Genomic DNA, 17,183 nt, shown 5'->3' on the forward strand with positions numbered 1-17,183 from the left:
CACGGCGTACACATGGTAATGTTCACACCGTACACTTCTACGTCGGGAAGGGTCAAGAGTTGGCCACCGCGAAGACCGGCTACCACCACGGCGATCTGCGGACGGCGTTGATCGACGCCGGCTTGGCGCTGACTCGGACCGGCGGACCGGAGGCGTTGACGATCCGGGAAGCGACTCGGCGAGTGGGCGTTTCACCCAACGCCGCCTACCGCCACTTCGCCGACCGGGAAGCTCTGCTGAGTGCGGTTGCGTCGGCGATCCAGCATCAGATGGCGGCGCGGATGGCGCGCAGACACGGTTCGGAGCTTCAACTGAGCGCCGTCGGGTTGGGCTACATCAAATTCGCGCTTGACGAACCGGGATGGTTCGCGGTGGCATTCTTCGGCGCCGGTGCCGGCGAGACGGCTGGCGCACCGCCGTATCTGGCATTGGTCGAGGCGCTGGACGCAATGGTGGAGTCCGGTCAGCTCTCGGCGAAACGCCGTGCGGGCGCGGAGTGGCCGTGCTGGTCGGCAGTGCACGGGTTCGCCGAACTGGCGCTGCGCGGACCGCTCAAGAACGCGGGCCGCCGCGACGTCGAGGCGCTGGCGCGGCGGACCGTCGACGACATCATCGCCGGAATACGGTAAACCGGCGCGCGGTACCGGTCGATGTCCCGTTTACGCTGCTGCGGATCGTCCAACGGTGCGAACGACAGGGCATCGTCGGATGCACGCCCGGCGGGAAAAGCGAACTAGAGTCGCTCGATGATGGTGACGTTGGCGGTGCCGCCGCCCTCACACATCGTCTGCAGACCGTAGCGGCCGCCGGTGCGCTCCAACGTGTTGAGCATCGTAGTGAAAAGCTTTGCGCCAGTGGCACCCAACGGGTGGCCCAGTGCGATTGCGCCGCCGCTGGGGTTGACCTTCTCCGGGTCGGCCTTGATCTCCTTGAGCCAGGCCATCACCACCGGCGCGAACGCCTCGTTGATCTCCACGGTGTCGATGTCGTCGATGGAGAGCCCGGTCTTCTCCAGCGCGTAGCGGGTGGCCGGAATGGGACCGGTGAGCATGAACACCGGGTCGGCGCCCCGGGTGCTGATGTGGTGGATGCGAGCGCGCGGAGTCAGCCCGTGATCCTTGACGGCCTGCTCGGAAGCCAGCAGCACCGCCGAGGCGCCGTCGGAGATCTGGCTGGCCATCGCCGCCGTCAACCGACCGCCTTCGACCAGGGTCTTGAGCCCGGCCATCTTCTCCAGCGACGACTCGCGGGGTCCTTCGTCGATCCGGAACGGACCGGTTTCCGTTTCTACCGTGAGGATTTCGTTGTCGAAGTTGCCGCCGCGGATTGCGGCGAAGGCACGCTCATGACTGGTCAGCGCGTACTGTTCCATCTCTTCGCGGGACAGGTTCCACTTCTCGGCGATCAGCTCCGAGCCGCGAAACTGAGAGATCTCCTGATCGCCGTAGCGGTGCAGCCACTGCTTGGATTCGTTTGTGGGCGAAGTGAATCCGAATTGTTCGCCGACGATCATCGCCGACGAGATCGGGATCTGGCTCATGTTCTGCATGCCGCCAGCCACGATCAGGTCGGCGGTCCCGGACATGATCGCTTGTGCGCCAAAGGAAATCGCCTGTTGACTGGAGCCGCATTGGCGGTCCACGGTGACGCCGGGCACCTCTTCGGGATAGCCCGCGGCCAGCCAGGACAGCCGGGCGATGTTGCCGGCCTGACCGCCGATGGCGTCGACGCAGCCGGCGATCACGTCGTCGACCGCGCCCGGGTCGACGTCGTTGCGGTCGAACAGTCCACGCCATCCCAGCGCGCCCAGGTCCACGGGGTGGACTCCGGCCAGCGCGCCACCGCGCTTGCCAACCGCGGTACGCACAGCGTCGATGACGTACGCTTCCGGCATTTTCAGACTCCTTCTTTCTGGATTCCGCCCAGGACTATGGCGAGGTATTTCTGGCCCACCTGTTGGGCGGTGAGCGGTCCGCCGGGTTGATACCAGCGCACCGACACCCAGGTGGTGTCACGGATGAAGCGGTAGACCAGATCGACATCGAGGTCGGTGCGAAAATAACCGCCCTCGATGCCCTGGTGCAGCACGTCCAACCACATCTGGCGCTGCTGTTTGTTGCGTTCCTCGAGGTAGGAGAACCGCGGTTGCGAGGACAGTCGCTGGGCTTCGTCCTGGTAGATGACGACTTGTGCATGCCGATGCTCGATAGCCTCGAACGACGCCATGAACAGGCCCTTGAGCCGTTCCAGCGGGTTGGGTTCGCTGTCGACGATCTCGCGGTACCTGGTGAATAGCCAGTCCAGGAAGCCGCGCAGCAGTTCGTCGACCATCTCCTCCTTGGAGGCGAAATGGTGGTAGAGGCTGCCGGACAGGATGCCGGCGCCGTCGGCAATGTCGCGCACGGTGGTGGCGCGCAGGCCACGCTCGGCGAACATCACCGCGGCGAGCTCCAACAACTCGTCGCGGCGGCTGTTCGCCTGACCGGCCACCCGTTCCACCGAATCAGCGTATCAACCAAGCGCTTGCTCGGCCAGCGGGTGCGGCACCCGCTCCGCAGAGCGGGCGTCAGGTCAACGTCACCACTGGCGGGGTCTGGGAGACGTCGGCCTTAGCACCCACGAAGGCGCGGACCTGACCCGTCTTGGTTCCGCCGGATTTCGTCTGGGCGCTGAGCGGGAACACCACTTCGCCCATCACCCGGACCTCCAGCTGGTACGGGTCGAAGAAGGAGACCTTCAACCCACTCAAATCCGGTTGACCCCAGGCCACAGTGCCGTCGACGATCTCCGGGTCGCGGGCCCGTTGCGGGCAGTTGGGCGGCGCCAACTGGTTGGACCTGGTGCAGGCGGCCAGGCTCGCCGAGATTCCCGACATGATCGCCGACTGTCCGTTGTCGCTCAGCGAGTAGTCCATGTCGTTGAAATAGCCACCGCCGGAGAGGCTGTCGAGCAGGAATGGCTTTTTCAGCTTGACCGCCACGTTCGCGTTGTCGCTACCCACTTCGACGTAGCCGGGGAACACATACGTCGGCGACCTGCCGACCGAACTTCCGAAGAACGTCAAGGTATCCCGGGCCTTGTTTTCGGACACGGTCGACGGGTCCACCTTGATCGCACTGTGTTCCAGCTTCCAATCCTTGCCGGACTTCTTCACCGACAGCGTGACGTCGGAGACGTTGTCACCGAATTTGGCCGAGACGTGCACCTGTCCGTAGGAGAACGCCCCGCTGTCGCTGAGGATCCTGATGTCGCTAATCGGCCACCGAGCGATCTGCTTCTTGAGGATGTCGTCGGTGAGCAAATCCCTCGACCCGGGCTGGTCGTCGCTGTAACTCAACGCCGCGGCCGCATCACCCTTGGCGAGCGCTTCGAGGTAACCCCGGACGGCGTCGCCCGCGCTGCCCGATTTGCTGCTGCCGGTGAGCGCGATCACCGCCACGACGACGACGATCACGATGACGACGACGGCCGCGACGCTCAGGCCGATGATCAGGGGCTTGCGGCTGCGTTGCCCCGGCGGGCCCGGCGGGGGCCCGAATTGGCCGCCCATCGGAGGGCCCGACGGCCACGCCTGGTAACCGGGCGCCGAATTTCCCTGCGCAGGCCAGCCCGACGGTGGCGCCGGTGGCCCCGGTGGCGCCGGTGGCCCCGGTGGCAACCAAGCGGCTTGGGTGGCGTCGTCAGCCGGATTGGGAGGTTGGCCCCACGGATGCGGACCCGGCCCATAGTTCACGGACAACCCCTCCTACCGAAGCTTTAACTGACCATCGAATTCCCCCGTTGGACGGCTACCGATGGGCACGCCACATCGTGAGCTCGCAGGTAATCGTAAGTCACCTGCACGGAGCAATTGCTCACCGGAATTCACGGACGGTCTGCAGCCTCGTTCGCCGGCCTCAGTTCAGTCCCACGAGGTTCCACGGGTCGGGTTGATGTTGATCACCGCAGACCTGCCGAGCGCGCGACGAGGTATTCCAACTGGGGCTTGTCCTGACGAATGTCGCCGACGTCAGCAGGATCCGCGGCTTCGGCATCGGAAACTCGAGCGACATCGGATTCCGGAATTCCGACCGGGCGAACTTCGGTCTCGGGATTGAGCTACGCATTTTGCTCACTTCGGCCGCTGGCAGAGCAAATTCCGCGAAACCGCATACCAACTCCGCCCCAGCGCCGTATGTTCTCTGCGTCGGGTCTCGGTTGGCGGGTAATGGAGGTCAGCGCAATGAGCTTTTTCGGATTCCCACCGGAAGTCAATTCGTGGCGAATGTTCAACGGCGCGGGACCAGCCCCCATGTTGGCCGCCGCCGCATCCTGGACCGGGCTCGGTGAAGAACTCGAGACCGCCGCGCAGTCCTTCGCCTCGGTAACGGCCAACCTGGCCGGCCAAGCCTGGCAAGGCCCCGCCTCGCTGGCCATGACGCGGGCGGCCGCACCCTATTCGGCGTTCCTGCAAGCCGCAGCCCAGCAGGCGCACAACGCATCCCGGGGCGCCAACGCCGTGGTCGCGGCCTTCGAACAAGCCCAGGCCGCCACCATCCACCCGCTGGAAGTCCTGGCCAACCGCAACGCATTCGTGCTGGCCGCCCGCACCAACCTCTTCGGCCTCAACAGCCACCTCATCGCGTCGCTGGAAGGCCTCTACAACGACTTCTGGGCCGCCGACGTGACCGCGCTGGCCAACTACCATGCGGGCGCCTCCGCGGCAGCCGCACAACTCTCCTCCTGGCAAACCACCCTGCAGAACCTGCCCGGCATCGGCCAAATCCTCAGCGGTGCAGCAGCATCCACCAGCCCCAACATCGGTGTAGGCAATAAGGGTGGCGGCAACTTCGGTGGTGGCAACACCGGTGACAGCAACATCGGTAATGGAAACACCGGCAACTCCAACTTCGGCGGTGGCAACCACGGCAGCAACAATGTCGGCAGCGGAAATATCGGCAACGGGAATTACGGCCTGGGCAACCTCGGCGACAAGAACATCGGCCTGGGCAACGTCGGTAGCGTCGGGGGCAACGTCGGCCTGGCCAACGCCGGAAACAACAACATGGGACTGGCCAACTCCGGCACCGGAAACCAGGGTGCTGGAAATACCGGCAACAACAACGTGGGCTTCGGACTCACCGGCAACAACCTGACCGGCATCGGCAACGCCTATTACGACCGGACGAACGGCACCTTCCACTTCACCGGCCTGAACTCCGGCACCGGCAACATCGGCTTCGGCAATTCCGGCACCAACAACATCGGGTTCTTCAACTCCGGCGACGGCAACGTCGGCCTCTTCAGCTCGGGTGCCCACGTCGCCAACCCCGCCGACATCGGCAAGATCCAGAGCTTCGGCATCGGCAACACGGGCCTCGGCAATATCGGTCTGGGAAATTCAGGCCAGGGAAACTTCGGGTTCGGCAACGCCGGTCAACTGAATACCGGCATCGGGAACGGGGGCAGCTTCAACACCGGCATCGGAAACGCCGGAGGGTTGAACACCGGCATGGACAACTCCGGGACCGCAAACACGTTCGGGGGGAACTCGGGCAGCATCAACACCGGCTACTGGAATTCCGGCAACTTCAACACGGGCCTCGGCTCCGCCACCAACGTCAGCGGCACCACCACCTCAGGCTTCTTCAACAGCGGTTCCTACGTCTCGGGCATCAACACCCACCTCAGTGGCAACGGGAACGCCTATGCTTCGGGCTTCTTCAACAGCGCCAGCGGCGGTTCATCGCAGAACGGCTACGTGACGGGCTTCTTCAACACCGGCATCACCGGCCCAATCCAGACTGCCCCGAGCGGTGTGATCAGCGGCTACAACACCGGTGTGTTGAACTTCGGCACCGGCCTGTCAGGGTTGTTCAGCATCACCCAGTTACTCAAACTCGTGACCGGCTGATCGGCCCACCGAGTGTGAAATCGACGACGCGACACGCCGATTAACCGTCGCTAGATTGCGCCGCCAACCACAAAAGCTCAGGGGTGCTGGCTGGAAACCGAGATCACCTCTCCGGTCAGGTAACTCGAGTAGTCACTGGCCAGAAAAGCTATGGTGGCCGCCACCTCCCACGGCTCGGCGGCACGGCCGAACGCCTCACCGGCCGAGAGCCGGTCCAGCAGTTCAGACGACGACGTCTTGTCCAGGAATTTGTGCCGCGCAATGCTGGGTGACACCGCGTTGATGCGCACCCCATATTCCGCGGCTTCGATTGCGCTGCAACGGGTTAACGCCATGACGCCGGCCTTGGCCGCGGCGTAGTGCGATTGCGAGTGCTGCGCCCGCCAGCCCAGCACGCTGGCGTTGTTGACGATCACCCCGCCGTGATCGGCGTCCCGGAAGTATCGCAACGCCGCCCGGGTGGCACGGAACACCGACGTCAGCGAGACGTCCAGCACCCGGTCCCACTCCTCGTCGGTCATGTCTGCCACTGGCGTCTGCCCACCCAACCCGGCGTTGTTGACCAACACGTCCAGGCGCCCGAAACGCGCTGTCGCCGTGGAGATCAACGCGTCGACCTGGGCGGTGGATGCCACGTCGCACACCACGTGCTCCACCCGGCCCAGTCCCAGCGAAGCCAATTCCGCGGCGGTCTCACCCAACCGTCGTTCGTGGTGATCGGAGACCAGCACGTCGGCCCCTTCCACCAGGGCACGGCGGGCAGTCGACGAACCGATACCGGTTCCCGCGGCCGCGGTCACCACCACCACCTTGCCGTCCAACAGGCCGTGTCCGGCAATCTCTTTCGGCGCCTCGGACAAGCTCACCCTTTTACCTCCCTGGGCAGGCCGAGCACCCGCTCGGCGATGATGTTGCGCTGAATTTCGTTGGAGCCGCCGTAGATGGTGTCGGCACGGGTGAACAGGTACAGGCGTTGCCATTCGTCGAACTCGCCGTCGGTCAGCGTCAGCCCCGGCTTGCCGATGACGTCCATGGCCAGCTCGCCCAGGCTGCGATGCCAGTTGGCCCACAACAACTTCGACACGTTGTCCTGGCCCGGTTGCTCGACATCCATGGTGGCCAGCGCGTACGAGCGCATCGCCTGAAGACCGGTCCACGCCCGGGTCAACCGCTCCCGGATGAACGGGTCGTCGATCGCGCCGGTGCGCCGCGCGAGGTCGATGAGGTTGGAAAGCTCACGGGCATACACGATCTGCTGGCCCAGCGTGGAGACCCCACGTTCGAACGTCAACGTCCCCATCGCCACCCGCCACCCGTCGCCGGGCTGGCCGACCACCAGCGAGGCGTCGGTGCGCGCGTCGTCGAAGAACACCTCGTTGAATTCCGCGGTCCCGGTGATCTGGATGATCGGGCGCACCTGCACGCCCGGCTGGTCAAGTGGCACAAGCAGATACGACAACCCGGCGTGCCGCTTGGAACCTTTCTCGGTGCGCGCCACCACGAAACACCACTGCGACAGATGTGCCAGCGACGTCCACACCTTCTGGCCGTTGATCACCCACTGGTCGCCGTCGAGTTCGGCGGTGGTGGCGACGTTGGCCAGGTCGCTGCCCGCGCCGGGCTCGGAATAGCCCTGACACCACAATTCGGTGACGTCGAGAATCCGCGGCAGGAACCGCTGCTGTTGCTCCGGGGTGCCGAACGCGATCAGGGTGGGCCCCAGCAGCTCCTCACCGAAGTGGTTGACCTTGTCCGGGGCGTCGGCCTTGGCGTACTCCTCGTAGAACGCCACCCGGTGCGCGGTGGACAGCCCGCGACCGCCGTGCTCGACCGGCCAACCCAGGCACGTCAGCCCCGCAGCGGCCAGATGTTGATTCCAGGCCCGGCGTTCCTCGAACGCCTCGTGCTCGCGCCCCGGGCCACCGAGACCCTTGAGTGCTGCGAATTCGCCGACCAGATTGTCCGCGAGCCAATCGCGGACCTCCGACCGGAACTCTTCGACGTCCTGCATAACCTGTAGGCTAACCTACCAAGCACTTGCTTTGTTCGCCCGGTCCGGCTCGGCCGGGCCCAGAAGGAGCATCCCCGTGACCGGCGTCCCCCGCACCATTCCCGCGGCGCTGGATCGTCTCGCGCGCTCCTACCCCGACCACGACGCGCTGATCACCGACGACCGCAGCTTCACCACCACCGCCCTGCGCGACGAGGTCCATCGCGCCGCGGCCGCCCTGGTCGCGCTCGGCGTCGAACCGAACGACCGGGTGGCCATCTGGTCGCCGAACACCTGGCATTGGGTGATCGCGTGCCTGGCCATCCACCACGCCGGAGCGGCCATGGTTCCGCTGAACACCCGCTACACCGCCGAGGAGGCCTCCGACATCCTGGCCCGCACGCACGCGCCGGTGCTGTTTGCCGCCGGCCGGTTCCTCGGTGTTGATCGCGCGGCCGACCTGGACCTTGGTGCGCTGCCCGCGCTGCGTCACATCGTGCGCATCCCGATCGACGAAGACGACGGAACCTGGGCGCAGTACGTCTCCCGCGGCGACGACGCGCAAGCCGCCGCGACCGCACGCTCGCGCGCCGCCGCCGTCAGCCCCGAGGACGTCAGCGACATCCTGTTCACCTCCGGCACCACCGGCCGCAGCAAAGGCGTGTTGTGCGCGCACCGCCAGTCGCTGAGCGCCTCCGCCGCGTGGGCGGCCAACGGGAAGATCACCAGCGCCGACCGCTACCTGTGCATCAACCCGTTCTTCCACAACTTCGGCTACAAGGCCGGCATCCTGGCCTGCCTGCAGACCGGCGCGACGCTGATCCCGCACCTGACGTTCGACCCGTTGCGCACCCTGCAGGCCATCGAGCAGCACCGCATCACCGTGCTGCCCGGCCCGCCCACCATTTACCAGACGCTGCTGGACCACCCCGCCCGCGGCGACTACGACCTCAGTTCGCTGCGGTTCGCGGTGACCGGGGCGGCCACGGTTCCGGTGGTGCTGGTGGAGCGCATGCAGTCCGAACTCGACATCGACATCGTTCTGACCGCCTACGGTCTGACCGAAGCCAACGGCATGGGCACCGCCTGCCGCCCCGAGGACGACGCGGTGACGGTGGCCACTACCTGCGGCCGCCCGTTCGCCGATTTCGAACTGCGCATTGACGATTCGGGTGAAGTCCTGTTGCGCGGCCCGAACGTGATGCTGGGCTATCTCGACGACCCGGAGGCGACCGCGGCCGCCATCGATTCCGACGGCTGGCTGCACACCGGGGACATCGGCGTCATCGACGACGCCGGAAACCTGCGGATCACCGACCGACTCAAGGACATGTACATCTGCGGCGGGTTCAACGTCTATCCGGCCGAGATCGAACAGGTGCTGATGCGACTCGACGGCGTGGCCGACGCCGCGGTGATCGGGGTTCCCGACGAGCGCCTCGGTGAGGTGGGCCGCGCGTTCGTGGTGACCCGGCCCGGCGCTGATCTCGACGAGGCAGCGGTGATCGCCTACACCCGTGAACATCTGGCGAACTTCAAGACACCGCGATCGGTACGGTTCGTCGACGCGTTGCCGCGCAATCCGGGCGGCAAGGTGCTCAAACCACAACTGCGAGAGTTGGCTTGAATTGGATCTGAACTTCGACGAAGAAACATTGGCCTTTGCGGCCGAGGTACGCGAGTTCCTCACTGCCCACCGGGACTCGATTCCCACCAAGTCGTACGACAACGCCGAAGGCTTCGCCCAGCACCGCGTTTGGGACAAGGTGCTGTTCGACGCCGGCCTGTCGGTGATCACCTGGCCGAAGAAGTACGGCGGCCGGGAGTCGCCGCTGCTGCACTGGGTGGTCTACGAAGAGGAATATTTCCGCGCCGGCGCACCGGGGCGGGCCAGCGCCAACGGCACCTCGATGCTGGCGCCGACCCTGTTCTCGCACGGCACCGAGGAACAACTGGACCGTATTCTTCCGAAAATGGCCAGCGGGGAACAGATCTGGGCACAAGCGTGGTCGGAGCCGGAGTCCGGCAGCGATCTGGCATCGCTGCGGTCCACCGCAACCAAGACCGACGGCGGCTGGCTGCTCAACGGGCAGAAGATCTGGAGTTCACGAGCGCCGTTCGCCGACATGGGATTCGGGTTGTTCCGCTCCGACCCCGGCTCGCAACGCCATAACGGGCTCACGTACTTCATGTTCGACCTGAAAGCCGACGGCATCACGGTGCGCCCCATCGTCCAACTCGGCGGCGACACCGGGTTCGGTGAGATCTTCCTCGACGACGTCTTCGTGCCCGACCAGGACGTGATCGGCACTCCGCACGACGGCTGGCGCGCGGCGATGAGCACCTCGAGCAACGAGCGCGGCATGTCGCTGCGCAGCCCGGCCCGCTTCCTGGCCGCGGCCGAACGACTGGTGCAGCTGTGGCGGGACAACGGTTCGCCCCCCGAGTTCGCCGACCGCGTCGCCGACGGCTGGATCAAGGCACAGGCCTACCGGCTGCAGACATTCGGGACGGTAACCAGGCTGGCCGGCGGCGGCGAGCTCGGCGCGGAATCCTCGGTGACCAAGGTGTTCTGGTCGGATCTGGATGTGCAGCTGCATCAGACCGCGCTCGACATCCGGGGCGCCGACGGTGAATTGGCCGGCCCGTGGACCGAGGGGCTGCTGTTCGCGCTCGGCGGCCCGATCTACGCCGGCACCAACGAGATTCAGCGCAATATCATTTCGGAACGGCTGCTCGGACTGCCCCGAGAGAAGAAGGGGTAGAAGCGATATGGACTTCGCACTCGACGATCAGCAGCGCGATTTCGCTGCCAGCATCGACGCAGCCCTGGGTGCCGCGGATCTGCCCGGCGCGGTGCGGGCCTGGTCGGCCGGCGACGCCGCACCCGGCCGCAAGGTGTGGCAGCAACTGGCCAACCTCGGCGCCACCGCGCTGCTGGTGCCCGAGAAGTTCGACGGTATCGACGCCGCACCGGTGGACCTGGTGGTCGCGTGCGAGCGGCTCGGCTATTGGTGCGTGCCCGGCCCGGTCACCGAATCCATTGCCGTCGCACCGATATTGCTTGCCGACGACGAGCGGTGCGGCGAGCTGGCCGCCGGTGAGCTGATCGCCACGGTGGCGTTGCCGCCGGACGTGCCGCGCGCCGTCGACGCCGATACCGCGGGCCTGGTGTTGTCGGTGGGGCCCGATGGGGTGCGGGAAGCCGAAGCAGGCGACCGCCACGAGTCTGTCGACCCCAGTCGCCATCTGTACGACGTGACCGCGACCGGCGACCCCTGGCAGGCAGACATCCAGCGCGCCTACCAGTTCGGCGTGCTGGCCACCGCTGCGCAACTGGTGGGCGCGGCCGAAGCGTTGCTGGCCGGCAGCGTCGACTACGCCAAGCAACGTTCCCAGTTCGGCCGGGTGATCGGCTCCTACCAGGCGATCAAGCACAAGCTCGCCGATGTACACATCGCGATCGAGTTGGCCCGGCCCCTGGTGTACGGGGCGGCGGTGACGATGGCACCGCGCGATGTCAGTGCGGCCAAGGTCGCCGCCGGAGAGGCCGGGCTGCTGGCCGCACGCTCCGCGTTGCAAACTCATGGAGCGATCGGTTTCACCCAGGAACACGACCTGTCGCTGCTGTTACTGCGGGTGCAGGCGCTGCGCTGCGCCTGGGGTACCCCGGAATCGCACCGACGCCGAGTACTGGAGGCGCTATGACGTCCGATACCGCCGGCGACGACGCAGCGCGAAGCAATGAGGAGGAGCGGCGCCATGTCTGAAGAGCGGGCGATGCTGGCCGACACCGTGGCGGCCCTGGTGGCCAAGCATGCCGGTCCGGCTGCCGTGCGTGCGGCGATCGAATCCGAGCACGGCTACGACGAGTCGCTGTGGCAGCTGCTGTGTGAGCAGGTCGGTGCCGCCGCCCTGGTGGTGCCCGAGGAGCTGGGCGGCGCCGGGGGCCAATTGGCCGATGCCGCAACGGTTCTACAGGAGTTGGGTCGCGCATTGGTGCCGTCGCCGTTGCTGGGCACCACGCTCGCCGAGCTCGCCCTGCTGGCGGCGGGGGAACCCGACGAGGAAACACTCGGCGCGCTGGCCGAAGGCAGCTCGATCGGGGCGCTGGTGCTCGACCCGGACTACGTGGTCAACGGCGACATCGCCGACGTCGTCGTCGCCGTCGAAGGCGGCCGGCTGAGCCGGTGGACCAGGTTCAGCGCGGAGCCGGTCACCACCATGGACCTGACCCGCCGGCTGGCCCGGTTGACACCCGAGGAGACCGCCGAACTGGGCGAGGATCCGGGTCTTGCCGACGCGGCGTCGATCCTGCTGGCGGCCGAGCAGATCGGTGCCGCCGAGCGCTGTCTGGACCTGACCGTCGAATACACGAAGAGCCGGGTGCAGTTCGGTCGCCCGATCGGCAGCTTCCAGGCGCTCAAACACCGGATGGCCGACTTGTACGTCACCGTCGCAGCTGCCAAGGCCGTGGTGAACGACGCCTGCAACGAGCCCACCGGGCGCAACGCAGCCGCGGCGCGGCTGGCCGCTACCGAGGCGCTGAATATCGTTGCCGCCGAGGGTATCCAGCTCCATGGCGGCATCGCGATCACCTGGGAACACGACATGCACCTGTACTTCAAGCGTGCACACGGCAGTGCGCAATTGCTCGACCCGCCGCGTGAGCTGCTGCGCCGACTGGAGCCCGAGATACTCTCGAAATCGTGACCGGACATGTCGCCCTGCGCGCGGGCATCCCACCGTTCTACGTGATGGACGTCTGGCTGGCCGCCGCGGAGCGGCAACGCACCCACGGCGATCTGGTGAACCTCTCCGCCGGCCAGCCCAGCGTCGGCGCCCCGGAGCCGGTGCGGGCCGCAGCCGCATCCGCCCTGCACCTCAATCAGCTCGGTTACACCGTGGCGCTGGGCATTCCGGAGTTGCGGGCCGCCATCGCGACGGATTATCAACGCCAGCATGGCCTTTCCATCGAACCCGACGCGGTGGTGGTGACCACCGGATCATCCGGCGGCTTCCTGTTGGCATTCTTGGCCTGCTTCGACGTGGGTGACCGGGTAGCCATGGCCAGCCCCGGCTATCCCTGCTACCGAAACATCCTGTCCGCGTTGGGTTGTGAGGTGGTGGAGATCCCGTGCGGACCCGAGACCCGGTTCCAGCCCACCGCCGCGATGCTCGCCGAACTCGATCCGCCGATCAAGGGCGTCATAGTCGCCAGCCCGGCCAACCCCACCGGCACCGTGATTCCGCCCGAGGAACTGGCGGCGATCGTTTCCTGGTGCGACGACAACGATGTGCGGCTGATCAGCGACGAGGTCTATCACGGACTGGTCTACCAAGGGGCGCCACCGACCAGCTGTGCGTGGGAGACGTGTCGCGAAATGCCGTGTTGGTCAACAGCTTTTCCAAGTATTACGCGATGACCGGATGGCGACTGGGCTGGCTGGTGGTACCCGAAGAGTTGCGTCGCGCGGTGGATTGCCTGACCGGCAATTTCACCATCTGCCCACCGGTGCTGTCCCAGATCGCGGGCGTGTCGGCGTTCACGCCCGAGTCGAGGGCCGAGGCTCAGGCGAATCTGCAGCATTACGCCGTCAACCGGCTGATGCTGCTGGACGGGCTGCGCCGCATCGGAATCGAGCGACTGGCGCCGACCGACGGGGCGTTCTACGTCTACGCCGACGTCTCCGACTTCACCACCGATTCGCTGGCGTTCTGCTCGAAGTTGCTGACCGATACCGGAGTTGCGATCGCGCCGGGCATCGACTTCGACCCGACCCGCGGCAATTCCTATGTCCGGCTGTCGTTCGCCGGGCCGACCAGTGATATCGAAGAGGCGCTACGCCGGATTCGCGGCTGGCTGCCGAGCCAGTAGCGCTTCGACGCGCGATTGCAGCGCGGCGCGGTCGAAGTCTGCCAGGTTGATCCCGAACCGCTCCTGAAGGGCGTCGAGCACCGCGGCGGCACCGTCCAGCCCGATCTTCTCGCTGCCGTCGCCACGGTGGATGACCAGGTTACGGCCGGCCAGATTCAGCCGCGCATCGCCGGCCACCCGCGCCACCATCAGGCCGGTGACGAAATGCGACGACGGGTGCGTGGAGACCCACCAACTGCCCACCGCCAGGTCGATCTGTGGGCAGGTCTGGGTGGTGAACTCATACAGCGACTGCCACCCGTCGCGGATCTTCGCCTGCAGCACCAGGCCGTCGCCGTGGTCCTCGAGGCGGTACGGCTCGTGCGTAGTCGCCTGCTCCCCGCCGGTCAGCAAGCGCAACGGTGAGGTGGGGGTCTGCCCGCCGAATCCGACGTCGACCAGGTACGGACCCGCGCCCCCGGGGAAGGTCACCGCAAGCACGGTGTGAGTCATGGCCGGGGTCGGGGCACCGGTCGGCTGCATCCAGACCACCCGGCCGGCCAGCCGACGCACCCGGAAGCCGAGTTCGGCCAGCACGTAGCCCATCAAGCCGTTCTGTTCGTAGCAGTACCCGCCGCGGCGGCGGTGAACCAGCTTGTCGGTCAACGCTTCCGGGCTCAGGTCATCGACCGGTATGCCGGTGAACGGGTCCAGGTTCTCGAACGGGATGGCGCCGGTGTGCGCGGTGATCAGGTCCTGTAGCACAGCCAGGCCCGGCCTCGTGTCACCCCCGTAATCGACCCGGTCGAAGTATGCGGAGAGATCCATGTCCATGAAGGTAGCCGCCGACCACCGCGGGCGGTGTTTTATCTCTGTCGAATATGGGGACCCGTTGAAGACGACAGCTATGCACACCGATCTAGCAACGGGAGTCAGTGATGAGTACCAGCAACATCGTCTGGATTGTGATCGCCGCACTGGTGGTCGTCGCGCTGATCGTGGCAGTGGTCGCTGTGTCGGCCCGTGCCAAGCGGCGCCGCCGCGTGCAGCAGGCCGAGGAGATCCGCGAGCAGGCCAGATTGGAATCCGCGCGCGTCCAGCGTCGCGAAGCGCTCGCCGAGGAGACCGCCGCCAAGGCCCGTGCCGCGCAGGCCGAGGCCGAGGCCAAGGCCGCCGAGGCGGCCCGACTGCAGGACCGCGCCGCCGCGCACCAGAACGAGGCGGCCACATCTCGCGAACAACTCGACGAACAGTGGAAGCGCGCCGACGACCTCGACCCGACAGCCCGCACCGAGCCACCCCACACCGAGCAGCCCGGCCAGGCCCGCGACACCGAGCACTACCGTGGGGCACACACCTGAGCGGTCCCGATCCCGTAACGCTGCTGCGACCCCTCCACTCACTTTGTCGCAGCAGCGTTACCTGGTACCTAGTCCCAGGGATAGGCTGGTTCGCCACGCCGCCGGCCAGTCAACTGCTGTACGACCCACTGGTTCATCGACACTCCCTCTTCCTGGGCTTCCAGCGCAAGGCGCAGGTGCAGCGCAGTCGAGGTTCGGACGATGAAGGTGCCGCTGTAGTTGCGGTCGGTGAGCGACGGCGGCGGATGCTCGCCCAACTCCTGCATGATCGCCAATTTCTCGTCGAGGGCTGCCACCACCAGAGCGACGGCCTGTTGCGCGGTTGGCGCCCGCTCCCTCAAGTACGGGAATTCCAGACACTTTGCGACGTATTCGTCGTTGTCCGGGCACCACTGCGCGCGGTACGTGTAGCGGTTCACCCGGGATTGTTAACACCCGCGGCACTGGGTTCGGTAGTCACCCGGCGGACCGGCTGGCTAAATGGAGTCATCGCTCTTTTCGCGAAAGCGCTAGCGCCGGTGATATCAACTTTCAGAAAAGACAACCGACTACTGGCGGGGCTCCTGCGTGCCCGGCGGTCTGGCGGCCGATGCCGCTCAGAGCCCCCGCACCGCCTCCCGGCTGCGCGCCGCGACCTGCTGCTCGCGCGCATAGAGCAGCCCGTAGGTAAAGCCGTTCTCACCCTGAGCCGTTCCCGCTGTCACCGCCAGGCGACGCAACACATCGCAAGCCACCACCGCATCCTGATGATCACCCAGAACGGTCTGAATTCGCTTGTACTTCTTGATATTTCGACGATATCCCGGCTGCACAGGCCGGCACAGCTCGGCGGCGTAGCGGGCCCGCTTGGCGGCCTTCCGGGCGCGGTGCAGCATCTCACCCGAACCGTCGGCCAGGGCGGCCTCCAACCGGCGATCCGCCTTACGGCGCGCGTGGTCCGCCCGTTTGCGTAGCCGCTTCTCCGTGATTCCTGCTACGACAGGCGGTTTGGTGCGCAGTTCGAGCAGCGTCGCCATCAGTTGCTGGTAGCGTTCGGAATCCATCTCCTCGCCCACCCGGGCACGCGCCGGCAGTTCGATCGCTTTGAGGTCGTTGCGGATCCGCGACTTGACCGGACCCAGCACCAGCACGTCGGGAAGCTCGTCGACGGCCTCGGCGAAGCGGCGCAACTGCACTTGACAGTCACGCACCTCGCCGAGCAGGCCGGCGAACCACTTCAGCTCGTCGTCCAGGCCGTCGATCGCCGCGCCGTCCAGCACCGCACCGAACACGCGCAGTGTGCTGCGCAGCCGGCGGATCGCCACCCGGGTGTCATGTATCGGGTCGTCCCCGCCTCGCAGGCCGACGTCACCGGCCATGACCTGATCGATCTGCGTGTTCAGATATCCGACGAGTACGTTGGTGGCGGGCTTTTTCGACATTCCCAACGTATTTCCGCGTCAAGCGGTGCCAAACCTGCGTCAGCGAGCGTTCTTGTGGGACAAGGTTCCGCGCACCCGCATCAGAGCCAGGTGTCCTCGGTGGTGGTGGTCAGGAACGCCTCCAGGTCGTCGCGCCACTGCGCCGGGGTGTTCTTGTCCGGCTCGATGCCGGTGTACTCGCCGCGATAGAACAACAGCGGACGGGGCTTGATCTTGGGCGCCTCCGACAAGGACTGCACCGCACCGAACACCACGAAATGGTCGCCGCCGTCGTGCACCGAGGCCACCGTACAGTCGATGTAGGCCAGCGAACCGTCGATGATCGGTGAACCGAGTTCCGAAGGGCGCCAATCGATCCCCGCGAACTTGTCCGGCTCCTTGGAGCCGAACCGGGCCGAGACGGGTTTCTGCGCCTCGGTCAGCATGTTCACGCAGAACCGGCCGCTGGCCTCGATCGCCTGCCAGGACCGTGACACCTTGGTGGGGCAGAACAGCACCAGCGGGGGATCCAGCGACAGTGCCGCGAACGACTGGCAGGCGAAGCCGACCGGTACGCCGTCATGCACGGTGGTGATGATGGTGATCCCGGTGCAGAACTGGCCCAGCACATTGCGGAAGGTGCGCGGGTCGATCGGCGGAGCGGCCATGATGCAGGGTAGGA

At 66.3% G+C, this 17,183-nt stretch carries 16 protein-coding genes and 1 pseudogene; 8 read left to right on the forward strand and 9 right to left on the reverse strand.

From position 1 onward, the window contains the following. The first annotated feature begins 59 nt into the window (after nucleotides 1-59). Nucleotides 60-629 (forward strand): TetR/AcrR family transcriptional regulator, encoded by a 570-nt coding sequence (locus tag L6444_RS27405; RefSeq protein WP_236978438.1) that lies wholly within the window; start codon nucleotides 60-62, stop codon nucleotides 627-629. A gap of 104 nt (nucleotides 630-733) precedes the next feature. Here the strand turns inward: L6444_RS27405 and fadA6 are convergent, their stop codons facing one another. The 3 genes from fadA6 to L6444_RS27420 form a co-directional block, all read right to left on the reverse strand. After that, on the reverse strand, nucleotides 734-1,894 hold the full coding sequence (fadA6, locus tag L6444_RS27410) for a steroid 3-ketoacyl-CoA thiolase FadA6 (protein WP_236978439.1): 1,161 nt from the start codon (nucleotides 1,892-1,894) through the stop codon (nucleotides 734-736). A 2-nt stretch (nucleotides 1,895-1,896) separates the two neighbouring features. Then, nucleotides 1,897-2,499, reverse strand: coding sequence for a TetR family transcriptional regulator KstR2 (gene kstR2, locus L6444_RS27415; protein ID WP_236978442.1), 603 nt, complete (start codon nucleotides 2,497-2,499; stop codon nucleotides 1,897-1,899). Nucleotides 2,500-2,566: 67 nt separating this feature from the next. After that, nucleotides 2,567-3,550: a hypothetical protein gene (locus L6444_RS27420; protein ID WP_236978444.1), complete on the reverse strand. Its 984-nt coding sequence runs from the start codon at nucleotides 3,548-3,550 to the stop codon at nucleotides 2,567-2,569. Between the two features lie 672 nt (nucleotides 3,551-4,222). Between L6444_RS27420 and L6444_RS27425 the strand changes: the two genes are divergently transcribed. Continuing rightward, nucleotides 4,223-5,893, forward strand: coding sequence for a PPE family protein (locus tag L6444_RS27425; protein WP_236978446.1), 1,671 nt, complete (start codon nucleotides 4,223-4,225; stop codon nucleotides 5,891-5,893). A gap of 77 nt (nucleotides 5,894-5,970) precedes the next feature. Here L6444_RS27425 and ipdF read toward each other — a convergent pair whose 3' ends face one another. Next, nucleotides 5,971-6,759 (reverse strand): (5R,7aS)-5-hydroxy-7a-methyl-1-oxo-2,3,5,6,7,7a-hexahydro-1H-indene-carboxyl-CoA reductase, encoded by a 789-nt coding sequence (ipdF, locus tag L6444_RS27430; RefSeq protein ID WP_236978449.1) that lies wholly within the window; start codon nucleotides 6,757-6,759, stop codon nucleotides 5,971-5,973. Continuing rightward, nucleotides 6,756-7,904 carry an acyl-CoA dehydrogenase IpdE1 gene (ipdE1, locus tag L6444_RS27435; RefSeq protein WP_236978451.1) on the reverse strand — a complete coding sequence of 383 codons (1,149 nt, stop codon included), beginning with the start codon at nucleotides 7,902-7,904 and terminating at the stop codon, nucleotides 6,756-6,758. Before ipdE1 ends, ipdF begins: the two co-directional genes overlap by 4 nt. 76 nt (nucleotides 7,905-7,980) lie before the next feature. Here ipdE1 and fadD3 point away from each other — a divergent pair, with 76 nt between their 5' ends. The 5 genes and pseudogenes from fadD3 to L6444_RS27460 all read left to right on the forward strand — a co-directional run bounded on the left by fadD3 (nucleotide 7,981) and on the right by L6444_RS27460 (nucleotide 13,761). Next, nucleotides 7,981-9,510, forward strand: a complete 1,530-nt coding sequence (fadD3, locus tag L6444_RS27440; protein ID WP_236978452.1) for a 3-((3aS,4S,7aS)-7a-methyl-1,5-dioxo-octahydro-1H-inden-4-yl)propanoate--CoA ligase FadD3 — start codon at nucleotides 7,981-7,983, stop codon at nucleotides 9,508-9,510. Between the two features lies 1 nt (nucleotide 9,511). After that, nucleotides 9,512-10,648 (forward strand): acyl-CoA dehydrogenase family protein, encoded by a 1,137-nt coding sequence (locus L6444_RS27445; protein WP_236978453.1) that lies wholly within the window; start codon nucleotides 9,512-9,514, stop codon nucleotides 10,646-10,648. 7 nt (nucleotides 10,649-10,655) lie between these two features. Beyond that, a complete protein-coding gene (locus tag L6444_RS27450; protein WP_236978454.1) occupies nucleotides 10,656-11,591 on the forward strand; it encodes an acyl-CoA dehydrogenase family protein in 936 nt (311 codons plus the stop codon). Nucleotides 11,592-11,645: 54 nt separating this feature from the next. Next, nucleotides 11,646-12,596, forward strand: coding sequence for an acyl-CoA dehydrogenase IpdE2 (ipdE2, locus tag L6444_RS27455; RefSeq protein WP_236978455.1), 951 nt, complete (start codon nucleotides 11,646-11,648; stop codon nucleotides 12,594-12,596). Beyond that, a pseudogene (locus L6444_RS27460) lies at nucleotides 12,593-13,761 on the forward strand (pyridoxal phosphate-dependent aminotransferase). The gene ipdE2 and the pseudogene L6444_RS27460 overlap by 4 nt, the downstream one beginning before the upstream one ends. Here the strand turns inward: L6444_RS27460 and L6444_RS27465 are convergent. Further along, the gene (locus L6444_RS27465; RefSeq protein ID WP_236978456.1) at nucleotides 13,726-14,574 is read right to left on the reverse strand and encodes an arylamine N-acetyltransferase family protein; all 849 of its coding nucleotides are present in this window, start codon (nucleotides 14,572-14,574) and stop codon (nucleotides 13,726-13,728) included. The pseudogene L6444_RS27460 and the gene L6444_RS27465 sit on opposite strands and share 36 nt — an antisense overlap. A 104-nt stretch (nucleotides 14,575-14,678) precedes the next feature. Between L6444_RS27465 and L6444_RS27470 the strand changes: the two genes are divergently transcribed. Next, nucleotides 14,679-15,101: a hypothetical protein gene (locus L6444_RS27470; protein ID WP_236978457.1), complete on the forward strand. Its 423-nt coding sequence runs from the start codon at nucleotides 14,679-14,681 to the stop codon at nucleotides 15,099-15,101. Between the two features lie 68 nt (nucleotides 15,102-15,169). On the opposite strand, the gene L6444_RS27475 is transcribed toward L6444_RS27470, so the two are convergent. From L6444_RS27475 to hsaB, 3 genes are all read right to left on the reverse strand, one after another. Next, the gene (locus tag L6444_RS27475; protein WP_236978458.1) at nucleotides 15,170-15,520 is read right to left on the reverse strand and encodes a type II toxin-antitoxin system HicB family antitoxin; all 351 of its coding nucleotides are present in this window, start codon (nucleotides 15,518-15,520) and stop codon (nucleotides 15,170-15,172) included. A gap of 177 nt (nucleotides 15,521-15,697) precedes the next feature. Next, nucleotides 15,698-16,522 carry a CHAD domain-containing protein gene (locus L6444_RS27480; RefSeq protein WP_236978460.1) on the reverse strand — a complete coding sequence of 275 codons (825 nt, stop codon included), beginning with the start codon at nucleotides 16,520-16,522 and terminating at the stop codon, nucleotides 15,698-15,700. Between the two features lie 80 nt (nucleotides 16,523-16,602). Further along, nucleotides 16,603-17,169 (reverse strand): 3-hydroxy-9,10-secoandrosta-1,3,5(10)-triene-9,17-dione monooxygenase reductase subunit, encoded by a 567-nt coding sequence (gene hsaB / locus L6444_RS27485; RefSeq protein ID WP_236978462.1) that lies wholly within the window; start codon nucleotides 17,167-17,169, stop codon nucleotides 16,603-16,605. Between the last annotated feature and the right edge of the window lie 14 nt (nucleotides 17,170-17,183).

The organism is Mycobacterium kiyosense, assembly GCA_021654635.1.
Lineage (GTDB): Bacteria > Actinomycetota > Actinomycetes > Mycobacteriales > Mycobacteriaceae > Mycobacterium > Mycobacterium kiyosense.